The following is a 22,904-nucleotide window of genomic DNA, read 5'->3' on the forward strand; positions in this document are numbered from 1 at the left end:
AAGACTAGCCCAGGTTATATTAGGTCATGAGTATTGTTACTCTGTAGGCGCTACTGCAGTCATTACATCGACCTTCGTCATAGCCAAACTATTATTCTGAAGGTTGTTTGTGCCAGCGGTAATATTGACACCAATATTACCTTTAGCACCGCGCAGTGCATTATCACCCAGTGAGGCATTGTTTTGATGGCGCACATAACGGGAAATGACATGTTGAGCCGATCCAGTCAAAACGCCACTCAATGCTTGAGTACCTGCTTCGCTAAAGCCTAAGACACCTCCTTCAAGGGATGAGCCGATTGTTCCTTCCTCATCAAATTCGAATTTCCCGGCATCCTCTGCCTCATTATCAAAATCAATATGACCGACATAGGTTGATCCACCATCGCTATGGCTATCCCCTTTCCAAATTTCAGGATACACATCATTGCTCTGAGTGGATGTACCGGTATATTGCGCAGGGCCATTCACACCAATGTATCCACCTTGACCATTACCACTATAGTCACCCTGTAGTTTGCCTCCTACACTAAACTCAGTGGTAACCACTTCAAAGGTTTCTTCTGGCATATTATGAGTCATATTACCTTCGGTTTCCTGAGCAACGGATACGGTGGCCTCACCCATGGAACCTGATGCAACTGAAGCCGCAAAAGAGTTGCCCTGCACGTTGCCACTCCCTGAGGCCACGTTAACAGCGATATTACCTTTAGCATTTTGCAATGCATTACCACTTAAACTGGAATTATTAATCGTCCCCCAGTTGAACGCGACATTATTTTCTGCATTCTGATCAACAAACACTTCTGCATCCGCAGAGCCAAACACAAAGCCCGCATCTGCGGCAGCCAGAGCCGCGGCATTGCTTTGTACGTTATTATCCCCCGCACTGACGTTGACGCCAATATTACCTTTACCACTACGCAGAGCATTGCCATTAAACGTCGCATTATTATCGACTCGGTCATTGATCGTCAGATTGTTATCGCTATCCTGCTCCTGGTCGATAACAGCCATACCCAAAGCATTAATCTGGATATCACCGCTAATAGACACATCACCGGAGTAATCAACGGTTTTGCTTACGCTCACCGATTTACTCAATGTAGCGCCTTCCTTGGACTGATGATGACGTCCGCCATTATCAGCACTCGCAATACCAGCAAAACCAAATGCAGCAACAGCTACAGCCAATGGAGCTAATTTAAATACCTGTTTCATGGTGGTTCTCCTTTTTGTTTTTCTTATCGGTCATACCCGATACTTACTCTTTAGTCTGCAGCGAAACACTGAGACCAAAACTGTTATGTGTCGTATTACCTGAACCCGCCAGCTGATTGACTTGAACCAATCCACTGCTTCCATCGAAAGCACCCTCGCCAATCGATACTTCACGATGTCCTGTTAAATCGTTATCTGATTGAATAGCGGGCTGCCCGGTTACCGTGAGGTTTAACTCACTTTCAGTCACGGCAGTCCCTCCTAATGCAAAACCGATAGAAACATCATTCAACTGGGCGTTGCCGGAACCGCTAGCATGGTTAACAGAAATCAAACCTGACGCATTCGCAAATGCGTTACCTTCAATCAAACTCACCGCGGAGCTTGCTCTACTATCGCTATCTGGAAAGCCAACATACTGGGACGCTTTAACACTCGCATTCACATCTACGCCCTGCCCAAAACTCACAGCCAGCGCACGGGCATTTAGCTGGGTATTAGAGTCCCCTGCCGCGATGTTGACACCGATAATCCCCACACTTCCTTCAAGCGCGCTATCCGTAATAACAGAACGATGGCTACTGCCATATTGTTCATCACTCAACGATATTTCAGCAGAAACATTAGTTGCCATTAACAACATGAATAAATAACTTGTGGTATGAATACAGCGCGTATGTTTCATCTCAACGAACCTCCCAATGGACTTTCACAGTGACCACTGAATTGCCGTAGCCTTGGCCGTTGTGACCGCCTTTTTTGGTATCGCCTTCATCCCAAAGGATCACACCCAGCTCCATCGGAGCCTGTGGAATAACAGCATCAACGCCCTCACCCCGAATGTCTTTAAGCTGGTTTTCTGAAAGCGCTACATAAGTAGAATCTGGTAATGCATTATTCATGTTAGCTTCAAACACCGACAAAGGATCATCACTCGATTGATCAGCGATTGCCGTAGGCGTCTGCCACAGACCTACCGGCAGTAGCAACATCATCGCCAGTGCTTTTACGGTATAGGCTTGCTGAAGACGTTTGATCATGTTGATCACCTAACATTGAATATATTGTTGTTATTCTCAATACAGCAAACATCAGTCCAAAAAATACAACTCATTGAAAATAAATAGTTTTTATTAACAAAAACCGATAACCGGATGATCAAAAGCCCCCTAAGTGTTAATCAAATGAAACACTTAAATAAGCCAATCAAAAAAACAACCATTAAACAATCACTTAGAGTTCTAGAAGGAGATGTAACGTTTATGAAATAGCGATTAGCCAACAACAAGCTATATCACCGCACTGCTATTCGCTATGAAAGCGCCTCTTATCACAGGGTTTCAAACGCAAGATACCCTCGTAACAAGTGCTACCGCTGAGTTAGCCCGCATCAGCAACACGCACTTGACCGCTTATATTCATACTTGGAAAACGTATTAATGACGTTGTTAGATCGCATATTAAGGAAGGGTTACACCTGTACCATCCGGTGTATAAAAGGGTGTATAAAAAGGGGGCTCAAAAGGTTTCAATGCTGTTTTTCGGGGGAGGGGCTAATCTCAGTCGGTTATCCGGTGATCATATTACTCAGGCAAGAATGCCCTGGGCTTAAAGCACCCAGGTATTTTCTAGAACGACGTTCATGATATAAGGCATTTCCCATGTAACCATTACATGAATCCATACCTACGAGACCCTAGCTGAAGGTTAAAGCAATGGTATTTAAGCGATGTGCCGATTCACAGTTGCCGCCACCATTCGTGTTAGGCTACTCAAATCAAAAATAGGCAAGCCAAACTTCGCCTGTAGTGCCGGGGCAAAATGTGAAAGATCGGTACACTCTAAGACAAGAGCGCCGACATTAGGGTTAGCCTCTAGCATCCCTTGAATCACCGCACACAGTTCCTCTTCGAAGAGAGCCATATCTAGATCATCGGTTTTTCCACGTAAAATAACGTCAGCGAATTGTGGTTGATGCTGCATACCGGCCACCACTATCGGTTCATCCGCAATGCCTACACCCGTCAAATGATCTGACGACAACGCATCACTATTCGCCACCACCACCCCAACGACCTGATCCTGCTTTAACATACGCGACACCAAAGGCACCTGGATCAGACTGGACATAAACACCGGGATATCCACCGCATCCGCAATCGCTTTTTGGTGCAAGGCTAAAAAGCCGCAGCTACCCGTGATCGCTTTAACACCTTCGCGCTCTAACGCCTGTGCCGCATCGATAAAAGGCTGTAACAGTTCAGGGTCACGTTCACTGATTAGACGTTCAATCGTCGCCCCTTTTACCGTGTGATATAACACCGGAAAATCAAAACTCGCGGGATTTTTGATATGCCCATCGGGTTTAGGAAAATAAGATTCCAAGGAGATAACCCCCATGACCAGCCCACAGACATTGTGTCCGCCTTTAATCATCATATTCAGATCCTACCGTTAGCTAAAACGAGTTGCAGAAAAAGGTTTTAAATCGATCGAGGGGGTTTGCCCAAGTAGGCTCTCAGTAATCAGCTGCCCCGTTACCGCAGCAAAGGTCAGGCCCAAATGACCGTGACCAAAACCGACGGTGATTCTAGGATATCGTTCAAGCGAGCCAATAACCGGCAAAGTGTCCGGTGTTGAGGGCCGACTCCCAACCCAGGTCGATTTAATCGCGGGATCACTCCCCAACATCACCTTCGCATGAGCAAGCATCGCCTCCGTCCGCTCAACATTGAGCGGGGCTTCAGCAGAAGCGAATTCCGCGGTGCCTGCTAACCTAACACCATCATCCATCGGTGTTAAGAAAACCGATTTATCCAACCAGCCCACAGGGCGATTCAATGATTTATCGCCCGTATCAAGGGTTAGGTGATAACCCCGTTCACTCACGATTGGTACCTTTATACCCAAGGTTGCCAAGAGATGTTTGGATGCAAGGCCCGCGCAAAGTACAACTTGATCATAGGTGATATGTCTATCGCTCAGACGCACCACCACATCATGCTCATTCGGTATTAACGCCAGCACTTCATCCTGCAAAATAACCCCGCCATTCGCCGTGAAGTGACGGGCATAACGCCGGCTTAACTCTATCGGACTCACGGTAGAGCGTGTATTGGGATAGAAAACCCCACCGACATGAAAGCCTGCCAGATCGGGTTCTAACGCCTGAACTTGGTTAGCATTCAAAAACTCGAGTTCAACCCCCTGCTCTCTTCGATTGTGCAGATCACCGCTTTGCGCCGTAGCAAAAGCTTCATCGGTGGCAAACAGACCTAAACAACCTTCCGATTTAATCAAATCTTGCGACTGCGTCAGGCTTAAAAGCGCTTGATCGGCCTGCTGGGTATGCTCTTGCAACGCCTTCATGGCGACCTTCGCCCGAGTATAGTTAGCCGGAAAACACGCTTTGAAAAACTCCCAACCATACGGCATCAATGAGGGTAAATAGCTTAATTGCATCGACAAAGGGCTGCTTTTATCCAATAACATACCCGGCATCTTGCGCATCATCGAAAAATTAGCAAACGGCAATCTAGCATAGTCAGCAAATAGACCCGCATTACCAAACGAAGCGCCCATACCGGGGGCTTCCTTATCGATTAACGTTACCTGATACCCTGCTTGTTGCAAAAAAATAGCGGTTGCAAGACCAACAACACCGCCGCCAACAACACCAATCTGTGAACTGTCCATAATCCCTACCTAGTGAGACACTTATGCTTAAGAGGTAACCGCAACAACCTGAATCTCTACCCGTAATTCAGGGCGCGCCAAGCGGGACTCGACACAGGCACGGGCTGGCGGATTGTCACTATCGACCCAGTCATCCCAAACTGCATTCATCTGCGCAAACTGATCAATATCAGCAAGCCAAATATTCACGCTAATTAACTGACTTTTACAACTACCCGCATCGGCTAATAACCCATCGATCTGTGCCAATATTTGGCGCGTTTGTCCGGCGATATCCTCTGATGGATCTTTGGCTACTTGGCCTGCTGTCCAGCATAGGTTGGCAAAGCTGACTAGCTGGCTCATACGTTGATTAGAATGCTGTCGCTGAATCATTACTTACGCTCTTATATATAGGATTGTTGGCACGACAAAGTTATGTGCAGACGGTTTCACAAGCGTTCACAATTTAAACGACAAAGGGAAAACATCAGGCAGGCCATCATCAATCGAGATAAGAGAAGCTCCTTCAATAGCACCCGCTAAAGGCGCTCCAGATGCTTCATTTAATAAGCATAGGTTTTAAGCTCATTAAGGTTATTCCCGTTGATTGCTAGGCACATCTGCGCGCATAACTGTTCGATCCATGCTTTAGATAGGCATTATCTGTTGCAAAAAATATAACAACAAATTCAAAATACTTACGAGTTCATCAAAAAAACTTATATATATAAAGCGTAACTATGAGTGCTGAAACAAAGCGTAAGTATAAGTATTGAAACGGCGGCTCTAGAGATGCATTAACCATGAGGTTAAACATCGTGACCTGTAAACCCTCTGCAGGTCATAAGACAATATGATTCGATGAAACAAGATTCATGGACATATGTTTAACCGACTAATAAAAAATACTCTCCGAACAATCGCCCCATAAAAGTGCGATAATTCCCATTGAAAAAGCCAAATAAAACCAAAAGATTCGTATTGGTGCACCTAAGCCTATCTCGCGGCTAAACATCAAAAGTTCATAAGACAAACTTATAACATCAAAGTTTTTTTAGAATTGTATCTATGTTCTGTTTGTATAAACTGATTTGAATAGCGGCTTTTGACAGAGAAAATTGACACTGATCAGCACCGTTGAAAGACCCATTGCAAGGAGCTCTCATAAAGTGCTCTGACGTAACTCAAAAAAATAAATATTCAGGTAACACAATGGATAGACGAAAAATTGATGTCGCGCTTTCGACGTTATTGATAATACTTTCCGTGATCATTTTAACGAATGACAACCTAGTTGAGGGCGGCGCAGAGAGTGATTTAAGCTCTATGTTTTTACCACGGGTTGTGGCGAGCCTAATCATTATTTTCGCGGCCACCATCGCAATTCAATCGCTTAAAACGTTATCTCAAGGCGCACAGCCGGAAGGCTCTGAAGTCATCATAACTAACGGTTTCTCCGGTATTTTTGTCTATATCGGTATCTTTATCGCCTATTGGCTGGCCGTACCTTATATCGGTTTTTTAGTCGCGACTCCCTTCGTCATGATCGCCGTCGCCATTCTCCTTGGCGGCCGAAACTGGGTGCCCATTGTGGCGACATCGATTGTCACGCCGCTACTCATCTATTACGGCTCGAGAGAATTTTTACGTGTCTTTCTGCCCACATGGTCTTTATAAAGGAGCGTTATTAAATGTTTGATAATATTATTAATGGCTTCTCCCAAATTTTAGCGGTTGGCCCGATTTTGGGGATTATCCTCGGTGTCGTGATTGGTATCACCTTTGGCGCTATCCCGGGTATATCTGCCATCATGGCGATCGCTATCATTCTGCCCATGACCTTTTATGTCGATCCCATTATCGGTATCACCATGCTACTGGCGGTCTATAAATCGGGTATTTATGGCGGGTCTATTTCGGCGATATTGATCAATACCCCAGGCGCAGCCGCCTCCTTTCTCACCGCCCAAGACGGCCATGCGCTCACTAAGGCAGGCAAAGCGGGTAAAGCGCTCGATATGTCACTGTTTGCCTCTATCACTGGCGAGATGTTGGCCACCTTAGTATTGATTCTCGTCGCGGCACCTTTCTCTTTAATCTCGTTGCAAGCGGGGCCGATCGAGAAAGTATTTTTACTGTTGTTTGCTTTCACCGTGATAGGCACCATGGCTGGAGAATCTATCCCACGGGGCTTACTCTCCTGCTGCCTAGGAATGCTCTTTGCCATGGTCGGTATGTCCTCGATCACCGGCGCATCCCGCTTTACCTTTGGCTATACCGAATTGATGGGAGGGTTTACCTTCACCCCCATGCTAATTGGTATTCTCGTCATGCCTGAAGTGTTTAACGTCATTCGGCGGCGGCGAACACCCCATCATGAAATGATGATTACCCATTCACCCAACCCTGCCGATAACCGCATTAGCTTCAAAGAGTTTCGCAGTGTGTTTGGCACTATATTAAAATCCAGTGGTATCGGTACCTTTGTTGGCGCGCTCCCGGGTTTGGGTTCAAGCACTGCCGCGTTTATCGCTTATAGCGAAGCCAAGCGGACGTCGAAAAAACCCGACGAGTATGGAAAAGGTTCGGTAGAAGGTATTGCGGCCGCTGAATCAGCCAATAACGCGGTGTGTGGTTCAAGCTTGATTCCGATGCTAACCCTCAGCATACCCGGCGATGATGTCGCCGCCCTACTGATGGGTGCATTTTTAATCCATGGATTAACCCCCGGCCCGATGATTTTCTTTGAACATACCGAAACCATCTATGCCATCTTTGCTGGATTTCTCCTCACCGATCTATTTCTATTAGGCATCGCACGGGCTGGGTTTAAGTTTTTCGTCAAGATGGCATCTCTACGGCGTTATTACATCTTCCCATGTGTCACGGTGTTTGCCTTCGCAGGAGCGTTTACCGCAGGCCAGAATATGAATGACATTCTGATTCTTATCCTCTTCACCATCATGGGATACGGCATGCGATTAGTCGGATTAAACCCCGCGGTATTTATCATCGGTTTTATTCTGACGCCCTTTTTAGAGCAGAATTTAGACCAAGCTGTCGCAATTGTTGGCACCGAATATCATCTATTTTTTGCGTCTCCATTCTCATGGGTCTTTATCGCACTGTCTGCCTTCTTCGTCATATCCAGCATGCGCATGAGACGAAAAGCAAAAGCAGCCACCTTAATTACCTTGGCAAAGAGGAAAGCAGCCTGAAGGCATCACAACAGGAAAACCGTCCCTAGAAACACAATCGGCCACTGATTAAATATCAATAACAAAACTTCACAGGAATTCATGATGTATAAACTTAAGAAAACACTAACAACCATCACTGCAGCACTCGCTGTAACGTTAGCGTCAGGTTCGGTACTGGCAGAATATCCGGAAAAACCGATTAATGTGATTGTGCCTTGGGGAGCGGGTGGCGATTCAGACCTAACGACTCGTATCTGGGCTGATGCCGTCGAGAAAGAACTCGGCGTCCCCGTCGTTGTTATTAATAAGCCCGGCGGTGTTGGGATCGTCGGCACAAGCTTTGTGGCCCGTGCGAAAAAAGATGGATACACCCTCATCAACGCCGGCTTAAGCAACATGTTAGTGACCCCAAACTTCAGTAAGACCCCCTACAGCTTTGAAAGCTTCACCCCCATTGTCAAAATGACAGCGGTGCCGCTCGCGATTGTGGTAAAAGAAGATAGCCCTTACCAAACCTTTAATGAGTTTATTGCCGGAGCCAAAAGTAAAACCGTTACCCAAGGCTCTTGGGGAGCATCATCATCGGGCACTATTTTAGCTAACATTATTGCTGATCAAGCCGGTTATAAACCTAAATATGTCAACGCAAAAAGCGCCGCGGCCTCCATGGTATCCGTTGTCGGCGGGCATATTGATTCAGCCGTCTCCTTCCCGCCAGCATTCGGCCCTCACGTAAAAGCAGACCGTGCACGGGTATTGGTGATGAATCAGAAAATGGACGCTTTCCCTGGCGTGCCGACCTTCTCTGACTTTGGCATTAAAGGCAGCTTCGAAGGCTGGTCTGGCGTATTCGCCCCTAAAGGCGTCCCTGAAGAAGTCGTGGAAAAACTCACTGCAGCCACAGAGAAAGTGATGCATGATCCTAAAGTTATCCAAGCTTACCAAAATATTGGTGCGGTCATCGACTTCCGTCATGGGCCTGAGTGGATTGCCGATATGCAAACCACCTATAGCATCATGACTGACGCAGCAGCTAAAGCAAAAACTAAATAATAAGCCTCTATTCTCAACGGCTCTCAACGGCAGTCTTAACCCTCGTTATAGGCTGCCGTTTCTTCTTATGCTCAGACAACCCGCAAATCTTTTCCCTTCACTGACTGACGGATCCCCCTAACACTCGGGATAGCCGTGCATTCATTTTAGACATGCGTTATATTTTCTATCATAAATAATGACTTATTATTAAAGCTATATATCAATATAACTAATATATTAGGAAATAACGATGAACCTCAAACAGATGGAAGCCTTCCGGGCGGTAATGCTGACAGGTTCTGTCTCACAAGCGGCCCAGCAACTATTCCGTACCCAACCTGCGGTCAGCATGATGATTAGTTCGTTGGAAAATGATATTGGTTTTCAGTTATTCGAACGACACAAAAAGCGTCTATATCCAACACCTGAAGCGAACTATCTCTACAAAGAAGTAGAGGCTATTTTTTCCCGCATACAGGATGTCAATCAAACCGTTCAAGATATTCAAAACAAGCAGTATGGTTTTCTCCGCATCGGTTGTATGCCGGGCCCGTCCAACTATTTCATGCCCGACATTCTGGCTGACTTTCTAATCGAACACCCAAAGATTCAAGCCTCACTGCAAACGCGCACCTCTGATTCTGTCATCGAGTGGGTTGCCTCCAATCAATATGACCTTGCCCTCGCAGAGGTCACGTCCCATCAGCCCAAAGTAGGTCGAAACCAACTATTTGATCTCCTCTGTGTCTGCGCCCTGCCTGCGGATCATCCACTCGCCGTGCACGATATCATCACACTCGATATGCTCGACGCTGAACCAATGATCACCCTCCACCCGGACCATATGATCTACCATGACCTACTGCAGCTATTTGAAACCGGCGGCTATCGTATGAATGTTCGGCTACAAACCCGCTTTTTTATACCGGCTCTCAAGTTTGTCGAGCGAGGTCTCGGCATCTCTATTATTGATCCGATCTCCGCATTCAGTTACACCTCTTATGCTCAACCGGGAAAAGTTGTCTTTCGCCGTTTTCAACCCGATATATTCTTACGCGTCGGCCTACTCTTTCCAACAGAAACCCCATCATCAATGATCGCCCTTGAGTTTGCGCAGTTGCTCTCCCAGCGAATAGAAGACCTCTGCGAAAACCCTGAGCAGATTCTCTGCTGGGACATGGATGATTAACCGAACGTAGCCCTGTTCATTTTTACCCCTAGGCAGAAGAAATGAGCATCGCTGGCGTACGCACTAAAGAGATTCTCCGTTCACCTTACATGACGCCTCATAAAGCCGTAAAAAAGAGGCTAATCGGGAGGTAATGTTCCATCTTTTCTGGTTTAATTCATCGCAGCAATAGACTTCTTAAAGGTAGGAAACAATGGCTTACACGTTATCAGGTAAAGTGAAATTAATTCAGGACCCTCAGACATTCAACAGCGGTTTCACTAAGCGAGAAATGGTGGTCATTGTTGAGGATGGCAAATACCCCCAAGAAATCAACCTTGAGTTCGTTCAAGACAAAGTGAGCTTACTCGATAACCTTCAGCCAGGGCAGGATGTCACGGTGACCTTTGATATTCGTGGGCGAGAATATAACGGCCGTTACTTCAACAATCTTCAAGCATGGAAAGTTGAAACCGGCAGCTCTGATGATAGCTATATGAATCAAGAGCCGCCAGCATTTGATAACAACGTTCCTGAAGTTTCCTTCGATGACGATATACCGTTCTAGCAAACGATTTCTGTAACTACGATTTCATCGATTCCCCTGCTAGCCTCTATCAATAGAGGCTGCTTTCCGTATCACCAATATTCACGTTTAAAAATACTCAAACGGTTTTATGGTAAAATAAGTAATAATACACAATAAATCTATTTTTTATTTAAGGCTACTGTAATGAAAATATTTGACCTTAGAAGTGAAAACGTTGGTGATAGTGTCAAGCTTTTAGCTACTGTAGACTGTGAGATAATAGGAAAAAAAGATGTGTGGTTTTCAATACCAAAAGAGTACTCATCCTATCTTTGCACTACTAGCATGGACTCTTTTTTAGTAGGCCTTCTTTATCCTGCTATGCAGTACGGAGTAAACATTGAAGTTAATGGAATAGTGTCAAAAAAATTGTTATTTAATATAAACAATTATGTCATTCCATTATTAATGTCTTATTCAGATTCAGCAAAAAAGATAACAGTAACTGCGTTAAAGACGACCTCTAAAAAAATAACATGCAATGGAATTGGAACAGGTTTTTCAGGCGGAGTAGATTCCTTTAGTACAATATATGATCGCTATGAGAAAGAGAAAGATAAAGAATTTAAAATAAATAGCTTTTTATTCCTTAATGTTGGATCTCATGGCAGCGATCTAGTTAAGTCTCAAAAGAAATTCCAAACTAGGTATGAGCATCTTAAGCCATTTCCAAAAGAAATTGGTGTTGAGTTTATACCTTTAGACTCAAATCTCCATCAGTTCTATCCGTGGGGACATCAAGAGACATACTCGTTAACCGGTGTCTCTGGAGTATTGGCATTACAAAATCACTTTTCTAAATACTATTTCGCATCAGCAGGTATTGACTACAATAGTATGATTAAAAATTCTTATTTATATAAAGGCATAGACATTGGAATATTTTGCGAACCAGTATTACTGCCTCTTTTATCAACAGAGACAACTGAAATGATTCTTGATGGCATACAAAACACAAGGGTAGATAAAATATTAAACATAGCATCTTACGAGCCAACTTTTAGGTTTTTAAATGTTTGTATTCGTGGCGATGACACTCATGAGAACTGCTCTACTTGTTCTAAATGTTTAAGAACATTAACTGCTCTTGATTTCTCTGGAAACTTACATAACTATTCAGGCGTATTTAACATTAATAAATATATGACACTGAAGCCTAATTATATGCGTCAATTAGTTGCAACCAGAAATAAAAACTCATTCTCTAAAGACAATATAGATCTAGCCAATAAACACAAAATAAAACTACCAAACCATCTAACTAGCGATTGTTCTTATATATTAAGACACAAGCTAAAAGCAACAATAAAAAAAACAAAAAGAACAATAAAAAGAAAAATTAAAAACATCATTTTAAATCTTACCGGCAAACAAAAAAGATAATAATTTAGCATAAAAAACAATAACACTGTTAATAAAAAATGCATTTACGAGTTGGCTATCAATACTTTTCCGCTCAGAGTTAGTATTATAACCATTCCTTTTCTACTAACCGTGAACAACTAAACAACCATATACACCTTTGCCATAAAACTATATTGCACTTCCTGCTTTATTAAATCTTATGCGAAAATATATTTTGCTCTATCAATAATTCCGTCAACCAAATGATCACTATATGGAAAGCAAGACAGCAAATTACTACCGTTAAATTCAACAGGCTCCTCGAATGATCTATACTTTTTAAGATTGGCTTCATCCCAATTATCCAGTTGGGAAAAATCTACTGCATCTGATACATTTTTCACACCAACTCCCAAATAGTAATCATCAAATTTCATATCATCACCTGCAAGCGCCTGCTCAGAAAAAACAACGCGTCTTGCAGGAATCCCATATGCCCTAGCAAGAATTAGACCATGAAGTGATGACGAGAACACATATGAGCATTCACACAGATCATCTACGAATTCTCGAAAATCAATCATTGATGCCCGTTTCACACTTAAAGTAAAACAATCGCCATCTTTCACCAAATGTTCATGAATATAATGAGGGATAAAACCGATACGCCCAGAATCTTTTTTCGTTCTAGGAAAAATAAGTGGCATAAACACTGCTGGATCGCCATATACGTCCGGACATTCCCCTTGAGACTTCACAACCATATGCCTACTTAATGGCCCCCTTACTGCACAATAATTACTATTCGGATTAACCGGCGAGTCTTTTGAAATGAATCCACTACCCCAAATTGATGTATGATCCTCAGCTTTTTGTGCAGTAGAACCTATAGCAAGCATAACATTCGGGGTAATCAGACTTGCTTTGACTGGAGGAGTTCCAGTCAAGCCGTTAATTAACCACGGATTCAAACTGTCTCCAAGATTACCAGGATAAGGAGTATCAGCCCACCACAGAGGAATCCTACTATTTTTACAGCCCACCCCTTGCATCATATGTTCTAGTTCAAGAATAACATTTTTAGCTCTAGCAACGTTTTTTACATTTGGATATTTGGACTCTAAACCACTAGTAACTAACCTTTTTAGCTTCCTATAATCATTACAGTCCGCCGCTTTAGATGCCTCATTTATCAATAAGCGACGCACACGCCTTGAATACTTATAATCAAAAAAATCCAAAATACGCCTTATCACAAACCACTCCAAATACAAAAAATTTAGCTCATAAATAATTATCACTTAGCCGGCTAAGGCTCAAACATCAATTCATTATTATGTGCACCAAACACCAAACACCAAACACCAAACACCAAACACCAAACACTTTACTCTTTTTAAGATTGGTCATACACCTAAGAAAAGTCAAATTATTATCTTTTAAAAAATTTACTATACGAAAAATTCAACGACTGCTACTGCCAATTAACATCTTTAACTCCTCCCATACATAATCCCCCGGTAAACTGCCGTAACAAGGGGTCACACCATTTTCAGGACGGGGGCAAACCTTCTTTCTACAGGGTGAACAGGGACGAAGATTCATATAATATGTGCGACACTTTTTGCTACAGATGGAGAGGTGGCCAACTGCTGATAGAGGTACGCTTCTTCTCGCCAAAGACAAAGTGTATCACTATGACATATCAACAGTTGACCGAAGGGAAACATACCAGATATCGATTCTTCTTGCACAGGGTTATCGGCCAGCTTTCATCGCTAAAACAATTAATGTACATCGCTCAACCGTTTATCGAGAGCTAGATCGAAACGGATCAAAGAATGGTTACCATTCCTGAATAGGCTCAGCAGAGAATTCAAGAGCGTAGGACTTTGGCAGCTAAATACAGAATTCCAGCGTTAACGGTTCAGTATGTTGAATTTGGATTGTCACTTCATTGGAGTCCGGAGCAGATTAGCGGTGTCGGGCATTTAATTGATATGCCGGTCAATCATGAGTGGATCTACCGTTATATCGCTGCAAATAAAGCCGCTGCCGTAACGCTTTACAAAGCGTTACGTCAAGGAGATAAACGTTATCGACGAGGCGTGAATACAAAGCGTTGTGTGATACCCGATCCTCGTTCGATAGATGAGCGACCTGAGGTCGTCGAAAATAGAGAACGCTTTGGCGATGGGGAAGTCGATACTGTTCTGGGTAAGCAAGGCACTGGGGCGCTAGTCACGCTGGCAGAACGTAAAAGTCGCATGTGCCTAGTACGAAAGATAGCGGCTAAGCGAGCAGCTGATGTGCGAGATGCAGTGATAGATATGCTGAAGCCTTATGCCGCATCGGTGCGAACAATCACTGCCGACAATGGTTCGGAATTTGTCGAACATAAGGCAATAGCTGATGCGCTCAATATCACCATAAGCCCTTCAACTGTTTCGCTTAAACGTTCATGAAGATGGCAAGTAAGCCCAATTTTCAATCGTTTCGACAAAGTGACTTAAGAAGAGGTTAGTTTGATAAGCATCGATGGCACGATGATCAATACTCAAGGAAACATAACATTTCGGCCGGATTGTCATAACATCCTCACCATCCACTTCCTGCACAACGACTCTTTTTTCCAGTTTACCAATCCCCAATATCGCCACCTGCGGTTGATTGATAATAATGGGGGCGGCAAAAAGGCTACCGCTGACACCGTGATTAGAGATAGTAAAGGTGCCGTCTTTCAAATCCGCAGGGGTTAACTTGCCCTCCCGTGCTTTGTCGGTTTGCTGTTGCAACGCCGTGGCGATTTCAAATAAGTTTTTGTTTTGCACTTGTTTGATCACCGGAACAACCAATCCTTGATCACCAAGGGCGGTACCAATACCGATATTGATATCATCAAATATTTCCAAGGCATCTTCATGGAAACGTGCGTTGATTGATGGAACGGCTTGCATCGCTTTAACACAAGCGGCAAGAAAGTAAGCGGTAAACGTCAGCTTTACACCGGCTTCGCTAAAGCCTAACTTGCATTGCTTTCTATGCTCCATAATCCGCTCCATATCCATTTCGAAAACACTGGTAACATGGGGAGCCGTGTGCAGCAGACTGTTTACCATATGGCTGGCAATCGATTTACGCATCGGTGTGTGCGGAACGCGTGTTCCGCTGAGACCCGAGGTTGTCACCGGATTAGGGGTGCGATGTTTCGCAGCATCGGATGCCATAAAGGCAATAACATCATCTCGCGTGACCCGACCACCACGACCGCTGCCGCTAATAAGGTCAATATTGAGGCCATGTTTGTTTAATAGGCGCCGAACGGCTGGGCCAATAAGATGACGAGCATTGCGTGTCTCAGAGTCAAGTTGCTGCTCTGGCTTACACTGGCTCGATGACGATGGTGAAGCAGAAACCGTTGATGCTTTCTCGGGTGCGCTCTCCAATGTGAGTGTTTCTCGGCCGGCTTGTTTTACCAAGATACCGAGCAGAGTTCCTTCTTCAACCTCATCACCAAGCTGTATTACTTGTGACCGAAGCATGCCGTCGGCTGGCGCGGTGACTTCCATCGTCACTTTATCGGTTTCAAGCTCAAGTAGAGGATCACCTTCCTTAACATAGCCTCCGGTATCTACGATCCAGTTTGCTACCTTTGCGGCAGTACCTTCTAATTGTTCGGCTGGTAAACGTATCTCTATGATGGTGCTCTCGTCCGTCGTCGATGGATAAAGGTCTAGACTAGCGGGAGCTGCGTTTTCTGTCGGACTCACCGAGTCACGACTAATAACACCTAGCAGCACATCTTCACTTACCTCGGTACCTCGAGCGACTAAAATTTGGGAGATAACACCATCGGCTTCAGCACAAATCTCCATAGTCACTTTATCGGTTTCTAACTCCAGCAGAGGCATCCCTTTTGTCACCTGCTCGCCTTCGGTCACTAACCAATCGGACACCGTAGCGACGGTACCTTCTAGCGCATCAGCGGGTAGCGTAATCGATATTGAATGTTGCATAGCTCTTTCCTCCTTAGACGGCGATCAGGTTTTGCATCGCTTGAGCAATGCGATGTTCACTAGGAAGAGCGCTCTCCAATAAGTGAATATTGTGAGGGCTAGGGATATCAGGCATGGTGAGTCGTTGAATCGGCGCATCTAAGCTGAAAAAGAGTTCCTCCGCTAAAGTGGCCGCTATTTCAGCACCAAATCCAGCGGTTTTATTATCTTCATGGACAATTAAGCAGCGAGCCGTTTTTTCAACCGAGGTCATCACAGCTTCTTTATCCCAAGGCTGCAAAGTTCTCAGATCGATCACTTCGATCCCCATATCGAGTTGCTTGGCGGCACTTTCGCACCGTTCAACCATTGCTCCCCAGCAAATAACCGTCAACTTATTACCGCTGGTTAAGCGTTTCGCCTGACCAAAAGGGATAATATATTCATCTCCGGGATAGGGACGACGCGCCCAGCTATGATCCAGTAAAAAACGATGTTCAAAAAAAATCGTCGGATTATTGTCCCGTAATGCAAATCGCAACAGACCGACCGCATCTTCAGCATTAGAGGGCATCGCCAGTTGCCAACCAACCTTGTGCACCCACTCGACCTCATCACTCATGGAGTGCCATGGATCGCCCCGTCGTGCAAACCCACCGGGGATTCTGACCACCATGGGGGCGGCAAACTGATTATTTGTTCGCCAGCGCATAATACCGGTGTCGCTGAGCTGCTCTGCGGCGGGTTCGGCATATTTTCGAAACTGGATTTCAGGGACTGGCATCAGCCCGCTCAAGGCCATACCGACGGAGCGGCCAATAATACCCTCCTCCGATAAGCTGGTATCAAACACACGCTGTTGACCAAATTTCTCATGTAACCCTAGTGTCGCACCATGCACGCCACCTTTAGGGCCCACATCTTCACCAAAGACGATCACTTTCTGGTTGGTCTCTAATTCATAATCCAACGTTTTACGGATAGCGGTGAGCATGTTGATCCGAGAACCGGTGGGACTCGGTGTAGTATTGCTTGCCGGAAAGCGGTGATTATCTGCTGCGAGCCCCCCTCTTACTTGCGACGAGCCTTGTTCGGCATAAACAAAGCGGGTGAGTTGACTAGGGTCCGGCTGCTGGCGGGCTTTAGCTCGTTCTACCGATGCTTGAATCTGGCTGATACTCTCTATTTCAAGCGCCTCCCAAGCGGCTGCAGTCATGATGTTATGTTTAAGCACGTAATCCTTCAGTTTAGGCAAAGGATCTCGAGTAACTTCATCGGCAATAAATTCAGGTGACTTATAGGTTTGGGTATCCTGAAACGTATGTCCGCATAATCGAGGCACCTTGAGCCTGAGCAAGCACGCCCCTTTACCGGATCGCACATAGTCGACAGCCTCTTTAATCAGTATGGGGGTTTGCTCAGGGTCTGTGCCGTCGCCGTCAACAATGTAGAGGTTCTTATAGGCTTTGAGGTTGGCGACTTGATCGCCGCCGGGGGTTTGCTCTGTTTGTGGCACAGAGATACCGTAACCATTATCCTCAATATAAAAAAGGTGCGGCAGATGATGAGTCGTCGATATATTCAGTGCCGCCCAGAAACCGCTGGTAGACATCGAGGAGTCGCCTCCCATTGAGACCCCTATCGCGCCGGTATAACGGTCGTCTTCTAACTGATCTCGATGATAAACAATGGACTGCGCCCAGCCCGCGATGGGAGAGTATTGCGCACCGACACCGCCACACATAGGAAAGAGCATCGCTCCCGTTCTTTCAGGGTTGGGGAAGTTACACACCACCCCAATATCTCGTCCATCACTGTAACCACCTTCCTTGGCCATAGGTGAAGCCACCACTTCATCTAAATCGATCCCTAGACTCATCACAAAGGGGCGAGAACGATAGTAACCGGTTGCTGCATCATGGGGATGGGTAAGCAAAGAACCAAGGATAATTTGAGCGAAATCGTGTCCCCGAGCAGAAAATTGATTAAAGACCAATTTCGCTGGCACGAGTTCCTGTTCTTCGATGGTATCCAGCGCGCGTGACGCTAACATTAACTGACAAATTTTAGTCCAATCAAGCGGTGCTGATACACCGTTGTTAGATTCCTGTTTAGAGGCTAGCGTTACCTTATTCATCTGTTTAATCGACCTCAGCATGAGCTGTATATCAGCTTTTTTATTGTGTTATCCATTATTTTTATTGTAGTGAGTTCTTGGCGAAATTATCTTTCTGAAAATATTGAAAATGAACGATAATAAGCAATATACTTTCTCAAAATAAATAAAAATGGATGAATTATGCTTGATAGCTTCGATTTAGCGATACTAACGTCTTTACAAAAAGATGGCCGATTGAGTAATAGAGAGCTGGCTGAAAAAATTGGACTATCCGCCGCGCCCTGTTGGAGACGGCTAAAACGGCTAGAAGATGAAGGCTATATTGAGAATTACATAGCCGCGCTATCGGCAAAGAAAGTTAATTTAAACGTGGTGGCATTTGCCCAGATCTCACTGGATAACCATCACCCTGAAACCTTAGAATCATTTCTATCGATGGTAAAAGATTGCCCTGAAATCCAAGAGTGTCACTCGGTCAGTGGCGCCTGCGACTATCTGTTGAAAATTATTACGCGGGATATGGAGAGCTACGAAGCGCTGTTAAGTAACCGGTTGTTACCTACAGAGGGTATTCGCTCGACTAGTACCATGTTTTCAATGAAGCAGCCCAAAATAACCCATGAACTACCACTGAGTGGCTGCTAATCGGCGACGGCCTAGTGTTAACGCAATAACAGCCTGTGTTGTAGACGTTTTTAAAAAATATAAGCCGTTAATCTGAAATGCTCGGCCATGAAGTTGACCTAGTCTGCCAATCCAAATACGCCGCATATGAATAGGCACGATCCATATGCCTAGCTGATAGAAATATTGACGAGACGACCAACGGTTTAGAAGATCACGACGAACAACTATAGTGAGATAAACCACCCAGCCCGTGGAACTCTGGCGGCTTTTTCCGATAGTATTTTGCCTCTATCTCTTGCGATTGCTCCGCATAGGGTTGAGTCATCACCGTCTGTAACTCTCTAATCAGGCGGTAGTCTCCCATCGCGGCTTGTTGATAAGCTGGCACAACAAACCATTCACGTAAGCTGTATTTTGGGTTCACCTGAAGCATCTGCTCAGAGATAGCTTCACGAGAGTCAGCACGACTGTCGATGAGTGATCGCCACTCGTCGAACCAAGCTATCCAACGTTGATTCAAACCGTCAGCATCTTTGCTGCCAAATGACGTGTAGAAACTTATTTGAAGCTTGCCTATATCATCGGGTATATGTGATAGCTCTCGGAAGAAGAGTGTGTAATCAACCGGTGTTTGTATCATCAGAGCACCGAGCTCACGGAATAACGTTCCATTAAAGGTCTCTAGTCCCAACTTACTAGCCCACATCGATTCTAGTTTCGCCTGCATCTCATCGGCAAAACCGTTGCGAATCTCCTCGAGCTGATCCAGCGCGACTTGGTTCGAAGCTAGCAGCGGGCGCAGCGCCGTCCAAAACATATGGAAATTACGCTCCGCTGCTGCCGGCTGATTCAGGAATGAAAAGTGCTGCCCTCCCCCAGTCCAAGGCTGATAATGGGGGTCGAATAGTTCACAAAAACCAAAAGGGCCATAATCAAGAGTGAAGCCGCCCGCAGCACAGTTGTCACTATTAAAGTTGCCCTGACAGTAACCAACCCGTATCCAGTTAGCGATTAACGAGGTAAGACGGTCGCGAAACATGGTTGCCAGTAACAGCACCTTTTCGACTATAGACAAGCGTTTGTCGATGACGTCGGCGTATTCTCTGTCGATCAAGTGCAGGACGATCATCTCGAGTTCAGCCATCGCATCTGGATGCGCTTGCTGTCGGGCACGGCGACAAAAGAGTTCCAGCTGACCCACCCGAAGGAACGATGGGGCAACCCGCGTTGAGATGGCGACAGGCTCAGATATCATCCGGTCGGGATCTTGTCTGCGCGAGCCTTCAGAGTACCAAGGACGCTTTACCTTTTCCGTTTTCGATACATACAGGCTCAGAGAACGAGACGTCGGCACGCCGAGTGCATGCATATGCTCCTGTGCTAAAAACTCCCGGACACTGGAGCGCAGAACAGCGCGGCCATCGCCACCCCGACAATAGGGTGTTCGACCACCCCCTTTCAACTGCATCTCCCAATGCTTTCCTTTGATATCCGCCTCTAGGACAGAAACCGCTCGGCCGTCACCATATCCATTACCGGTCTGAAACGGGCACTGTTGGATGTATTCAGTGCCATAGATAGACAGCGCATAACCCGTCGCCCAGCCCACTTTACGCAGCGGCGCGGGTAGTTCGGTGATATCTCCCGAAAACATCTGAATGAATCCATTCGACTGTGCAAGGCTGTCGCTAAAACCTAGTTCGCTGAATAGATCTTTGCTATGCGCGATATACTCAGGGTCTTTAATGGGTGTAGGGCTAACGGGAACATAATGACCACTAAATACCTGTCTTGGATCGTGATCAGCGCCGTTATCGGTGGCGTCCGGATCAGCATTGAGAGTATCCATGAACGAGTAGTTTGCTAACGTTGCGAGATCGTCTAGGGTCTCAACGGTTAGTGAATTTTTCTGGGACAGTTGATTTTTCATTGGAGGCTCTCATAACACGGGAAGAACGGCGGTATTTTTAATAAGAAGAGTTAGGCGCATTGTCAGGATCGACCTCCCCATACACTTCTTCAGGATCTACATCGTTTATCAGCAGGGTTTCTCTCACTATCTCAATCTGCGCCAGCACCTCTTGATAGCGATCACCATATTCATACTGGGTGCGTCGATCGCTTTGGGCATATGAGTGAAGGCTATCTTTAATGCCTCTAGAGCATCGTCATTAATCTGTTCGCTCATCTAAATCCCATGCATTAACGCTAGAGACTCAAGGATAAGGGTAAATCTTGAGAATTTATAGGTAAAGGTTATCACGGAGTGGCCGTCGTGCCGAAAATATACAAGCCGATAAATAGAACAGATCGTTATGGGTAGGAAATCAATCGAAGGCTCACTTGATGAGAAGCGCAGGAGCTACCGTTGATGCCATCCTTTGAACGTTGCCCCTGTAACTCGTTACGGCTTATTTTAACCACTACGTCTTATAGCCGTTATTCAGTCTGACCCGCCGAGTAGCCTATCCTGCTACTTGATAAAATTCTTTATTGCTCAATATCGCCCGACGATACCCACATGCTGATTAATGGCGACGGCTGAGCTACTTTTCGGCAAAATCACAGCACCCGATAGGGACACTCTTAAGGAATTTCTCACCCGCTATGTTCTACGGATTTGCATCTAGTATTGAAGCTAACTATTCTGGGCCGAATGTAGCGGGCCTATCGCTTGTTGAGTGGTGCGCAATGATGGCTAATGCTGCAGCCCAACATAGGTGATCCCTCGCCTGTTGGAAAATAAAATAATAACGATGAGGATACACTCTTCATCAATAGCACGGGCTTGTGCTGATGGAGTTGAATTGCAATGTATGCTGTCGCATGGATGTCAGGAACACTGTTCTCATTTTGTTTAATGGCTATAGGTGCCCGAGAATTAAGCGGTGAGTTGTCGGTATTTCAAATTCTATTATGTCGTAGTGTTATCGGGTTACTCTGCATCTGCATCTCCATCGTCATCTCGATTTCCACCCAGAAAATTAACCTGCGCACGGACAGATTAGGGCTAAACATTTTTCGCAATATTTTTCACTTTGCTGGTCAATACGGCTGGTTTTTAGGGATAGGTGCGCTTCCGTTAGCTGAGGTTTTTGCCCTTGAGTTCACCGTCCCGATATGGACACTGATTATCGCGGCTATTTTTCTTAAGGAAAAAATCACACTCACCAAAATAGTCTCAGTATTGCTAGGGATGGCGGGGGTTTTAATCATTGTTCAACCCGGCTATGCCATCGTTGACCCCATATCATTCATCGTGCTCGGTGCTGCCGTTTGCTATGCCATATCACACACAGCGACAAAGTCCTTGAGTGCCTCTGAATCGGCAATCTCTATCTTGTTTTATATGTGCTTAATTCAACTCCCCATTGGCTTACTCCTGTCGATTGGCAACTGGTCTTGGCCGGTTGGCTTGCAATGGCTGTGGTTGATCATCATCGGCATGACGGCGCTATCCGCACACTTTTGTATGGCGAAAGCGATGCAATATGCAGAAGTAACAAAGGTGATTACGTTAGATTTTCTGAGGCTGCCTTTAATCGCCCTCGTTGGCATTTCACTCTATGCCGAGACGTTTGAAATCTCATTAGTGTTAGGTGGCGCACTGATGTTTATCGCGAACTTAGTCGTTCTTAGACGGCGCAGAGTGTCTTGATAAAACGATGAGTGCTGTACATATAACACAGTGCATCAAAGCAGAAGAAAAGAAATAATTAGGTAAATCCTCCTCTTGTTAGCAGGTGTTCAAAAGGGAAGGATTACCCTAGCTGCTCTACTCTCTGTCTACAGTCCAATAGGACCATCTCTCAAATGCAATAAAAACAACATAACTGCGTTACCAGAAACCGCTAAAGTAGTGGCCAGTTTTTGTTGACCACGACACCCAATATATTCAATAAGTTGATTACAGAGGTTGATTGATATC

The 22,904-nt window shown here is 45.3% G+C and carries 18 protein-coding genes and 1 pseudogene; 9 read left to right on the plus strand and 10 right to left on the minus strand.

Translation table 11 applies throughout. The features are described 5' to 3' along the window. Positions 1–36: 36 nt before the first annotated feature. From EH243_RS14610 to EH243_RS14635, 6 genes are all read right to left on the minus strand, one after another. Positions 37–1,221 carry a hypothetical protein gene (locus tag EH243_RS14610; protein WP_126159409.1) on the minus strand — a complete coding sequence of 395 codons (1,185 nt, stop codon included), beginning with the start codon at positions 1,219–1,221 and terminating at the stop codon, positions 37–39. 43 nt (positions 1,222–1,264) lie between these two features. Beyond that, positions 1,265–1,906: a hypothetical protein gene (locus EH243_RS14615; protein ID WP_126159410.1), complete on the minus strand. Its 642-nt coding sequence runs from the start codon at positions 1,904–1,906 to the stop codon at positions 1,265–1,267. 1 nt (position 1,907) lies between these two features. Next, positions 1,908–2,261 carry a hypothetical protein gene (locus tag EH243_RS14620; protein ID WP_126159411.1) on the minus strand — a complete coding sequence of 118 codons (354 nt, stop codon included), beginning with the start codon at positions 2,259–2,261 and terminating at the stop codon, positions 1,908–1,910. A gap of 682 nt (positions 2,262–2,943) precedes the next feature. Then, a complete protein-coding gene (locus tag EH243_RS14625; protein ID WP_126159412.1) occupies positions 2,944–3,660 on the minus strand; it encodes an aspartate/glutamate racemase family protein in 717 nt (238 codons plus the stop codon). Between the two features lie 15 nt (positions 3,661–3,675). Next, positions 3,676–4,917 carry an NAD(P)/FAD-dependent oxidoreductase gene (locus EH243_RS14630; RefSeq protein WP_126159413.1) on the minus strand — a complete coding sequence of 414 codons (1,242 nt, stop codon included), beginning with the start codon at positions 4,915–4,917 and terminating at the stop codon, positions 3,676–3,678. 27 nt (positions 4,918–4,944) lie between these two features. Then, on the minus strand, positions 4,945–5,292 hold the full coding sequence (locus tag EH243_RS14635) for a RidA family protein (protein ID WP_126159414.1): 348 nt from the start codon (positions 5,290–5,292) through the stop codon (positions 4,945–4,947). Between the two features lie 819 nt (positions 5,293–6,111). Here EH243_RS14635 and EH243_RS14640 point away from each other — a divergent pair. From EH243_RS14640 to EH243_RS14665, 6 genes are all read left to right on the plus strand, one after another. Continuing rightward, positions 6,112–6,576 carry a tripartite tricarboxylate transporter TctB family protein gene (locus EH243_RS14640; RefSeq protein ID WP_126159415.1) on the plus strand — a complete coding sequence of 155 codons (465 nt, stop codon included), beginning with the start codon at positions 6,112–6,114 and terminating at the stop codon, positions 6,574–6,576. Between the two features lie 14 nt (positions 6,577–6,590). Then, the gene (locus tag EH243_RS14645; RefSeq protein ID WP_126159416.1) at positions 6,591–8,117 is read left to right on the plus strand and encodes a tripartite tricarboxylate transporter permease; all 1,527 of its coding nucleotides are present in this window, start codon (positions 6,591–6,593) and stop codon (positions 8,115–8,117) included. Between the two features lie 84 nt (positions 8,118–8,201). Continuing rightward, on the plus strand, positions 8,202–9,152 hold the full coding sequence (locus tag EH243_RS14650; protein ID WP_126159417.1) for a Bug family tripartite tricarboxylate transporter substrate binding protein: 951 nt from the start codon (positions 8,202–8,204) through the stop codon (positions 9,150–9,152). Between the two features lie 232 nt (positions 9,153–9,384). Further along, positions 9,385–10,323 carry a LysR family transcriptional regulator gene (locus tag EH243_RS14655; RefSeq protein WP_126159418.1) on the plus strand — a complete coding sequence of 313 codons (939 nt, stop codon included), beginning with the start codon at positions 9,385–9,387 and terminating at the stop codon, positions 10,321–10,323. 193 nt (positions 10,324–10,516) lie between these two features. Further along, positions 10,517–10,870: a DUF3127 domain-containing protein gene (locus tag EH243_RS14660; RefSeq protein ID WP_126159419.1), complete on the plus strand. Its 354-nt coding sequence runs from the start codon at positions 10,517–10,519 to the stop codon at positions 10,868–10,870. A 165-nt stretch (positions 10,871–11,035) separates the two neighbouring features. Continuing rightward, positions 11,036–12,274: a hypothetical protein gene (locus tag EH243_RS14665; RefSeq protein WP_126159420.1), complete on the plus strand. Its 1,239-nt coding sequence runs from the start codon at positions 11,036–11,038 to the stop codon at positions 12,272–12,274. 179 nt (positions 12,275–12,453) lie between these two features. On the opposite strand, the gene EH243_RS14670 is transcribed toward EH243_RS14665, so the two are convergent. Next, positions 12,454–13,476, minus strand: coding sequence for a polysaccharide pyruvyl transferase family protein (locus EH243_RS14670; RefSeq protein ID WP_126159421.1), 1,023 nt, complete (start codon positions 13,474–13,476; stop codon positions 12,454–12,456). A 456-nt stretch (positions 13,477–13,932) separates the two neighbouring features. Between EH243_RS14670 and EH243_RS14680 the strand changes: the two are divergent. Continuing rightward, positions 13,933–14,661: pseudogene (locus tag EH243_RS14680) on the plus strand (IS30 family transposase); the annotation flags it as partial. 33 nt (positions 14,662–14,694) lie between these two features. On the opposite strand, the gene EH243_RS14685 reads toward EH243_RS14680, so the two are convergent. Next, positions 14,695–16,251, minus strand: a complete 1,557-nt coding sequence (locus EH243_RS14685) for a 2-oxo acid dehydrogenase subunit E2 (protein WP_241235095.1) — start codon at positions 16,249–16,251, stop codon at positions 14,695–14,697. Between the two features lie 13 nt (positions 16,252–16,264). Further along, positions 16,265–18,367, minus strand: coding sequence for an alpha-ketoacid dehydrogenase subunit alpha/beta (locus tag EH243_RS14690; protein WP_126159424.1), 2,103 nt, complete (start codon positions 18,365–18,367; stop codon positions 16,265–16,267). Between the two features lie 162 nt (positions 18,368–18,529). On the opposite strand from EH243_RS14690, the gene EH243_RS14695 reads away from it, so the two are divergent. After that, a complete protein-coding gene (locus EH243_RS14695; protein ID WP_126159425.1) occupies positions 18,530–18,994 on the plus strand; it encodes an Lrp/AsnC family transcriptional regulator in 465 nt (154 codons plus the stop codon). 193 nt (positions 18,995–19,187) lie between these two features. On the opposite strand, the gene EH243_RS14700 is transcribed toward EH243_RS14695, so the two are convergent. After that, positions 19,188–20,906: a protein adenylyltransferase SelO gene (locus EH243_RS14700; protein ID WP_126159426.1), complete on the minus strand. Its 1,719-nt coding sequence runs from the start codon at positions 20,904–20,906 to the stop codon at positions 19,188–19,190. Positions 20,907–21,788: 882 nt separating this feature from the next. Here EH243_RS14700 and EH243_RS14710 point away from each other — a divergent pair. Beyond that, complete coding sequence (locus EH243_RS14710) at positions 21,789–22,634, plus strand: DMT family transporter (RefSeq protein ID WP_241235096.1); 846 nt, start codon at positions 21,789–21,791, stop codon at positions 22,632–22,634. Positions 22,635–22,904 lie beyond the last annotated feature (270 nt).

The organism is Amphritea opalescens (genome assembly GCF_003957515.1).
Taxonomy (GTDB): domain Bacteria; phylum Pseudomonadota; class Gammaproteobacteria; order Pseudomonadales; family Balneatricaceae; genus Amphritea; species Amphritea opalescens.

Excerpts from the sequence above, each read along its gene's own strand:
- EH243_RS14610 (WP_126159409.1), bottom strand. The coding sequence starts at position 1,221 with ATGAAACAGGTATTTAAATTAGCTCCATTGGCTGTAGCTGTTGCTGCA.
- EH243_RS14615 (WP_126159410.1), bottom strand. The coding sequence starts at position 1,906 with ATGAAACATACGCGCTGTATTCATACCACAAGTTATTTATTCATGTTG.
- EH243_RS14620 (WP_126159411.1), bottom strand. The coding sequence starts at position 2,261 with ATGATCAAACGTCTTCAGCAAGCCTATACCGTAAAAGCACTGGCGATG.
- EH243_RS14625 (WP_126159412.1), bottom strand. The coding sequence starts at position 3,660 with ATGATGATTAAAGGCGGACACAATGTCTGTGGGCTGGTCATGGGGGTT.
- EH243_RS14630 (WP_126159413.1), bottom strand. The coding sequence starts at position 4,917 with ATGGACAGTTCACAGATTGGTGTTGTTGGCGGCGGTGTTGTTGGTCTT.
- EH243_RS14635 (WP_126159414.1), bottom strand. The coding sequence starts at position 5,292 with ATGATTCAGCGACAGCATTCTAATCAACGTATGAGCCAGCTAGTCAGC.
- EH243_RS14640 (WP_126159415.1), top strand. The coding sequence starts at position 6,112 with ATGGATAGACGAAAAATTGATGTCGCGCTTTCGACGTTATTGATAATA.
- EH243_RS14645 (WP_126159416.1), top strand. The coding sequence starts at position 6,591 with ATGTTTGATAATATTATTAATGGCTTCTCCCAAATTTTAGCGGTTGGC.
- EH243_RS14650 (WP_126159417.1), top strand. The coding sequence starts at position 8,202 with ATGTATAAACTTAAGAAAACACTAACAACCATCACTGCAGCACTCGCT.
- EH243_RS14655 (WP_126159418.1), top strand. The coding sequence starts at position 9,385 with ATGAACCTCAAACAGATGGAAGCCTTCCGGGCGGTAATGCTGACAGGT.
- EH243_RS14660 (WP_126159419.1), top strand. The coding sequence starts at position 10,517 with ATGGCTTACACGTTATCAGGTAAAGTGAAATTAATTCAGGACCCTCAG.
- EH243_RS14665 (WP_126159420.1), top strand. The coding sequence starts at position 11,036 with ATGAAAATATTTGACCTTAGAAGTGAAAACGTTGGTGATAGTGTCAAG.
- EH243_RS14685 (WP_241235095.1), bottom strand. The coding sequence starts at position 16,251 with ATGCAACATTCAATATCGATTACGCTACCCGCTGATGCGCTAGAAGGT.
- EH243_RS14690 (WP_126159424.1), bottom strand. The coding sequence starts at position 18,367 with ATGAATAAGGTAACGCTAGCCTCTAAACAGGAATCTAACAACGGTGTA.
- EH243_RS14695 (WP_126159425.1), top strand. The coding sequence starts at position 18,530 with ATGCTTGATAGCTTCGATTTAGCGATACTAACGTCTTTACAAAAAGAT.
- EH243_RS14700 (WP_126159426.1), bottom strand. The coding sequence starts at position 20,906 with ATGAAAAATCAACTGTCCCAGAAAAATTCACTAACCGTTGAGACCCTA.
- EH243_RS14710 (WP_241235096.1), top strand. The coding sequence starts at position 21,789 with ATGTATGCTGTCGCATGGATGTCAGGAACACTGTTCTCATTTTGTTTA.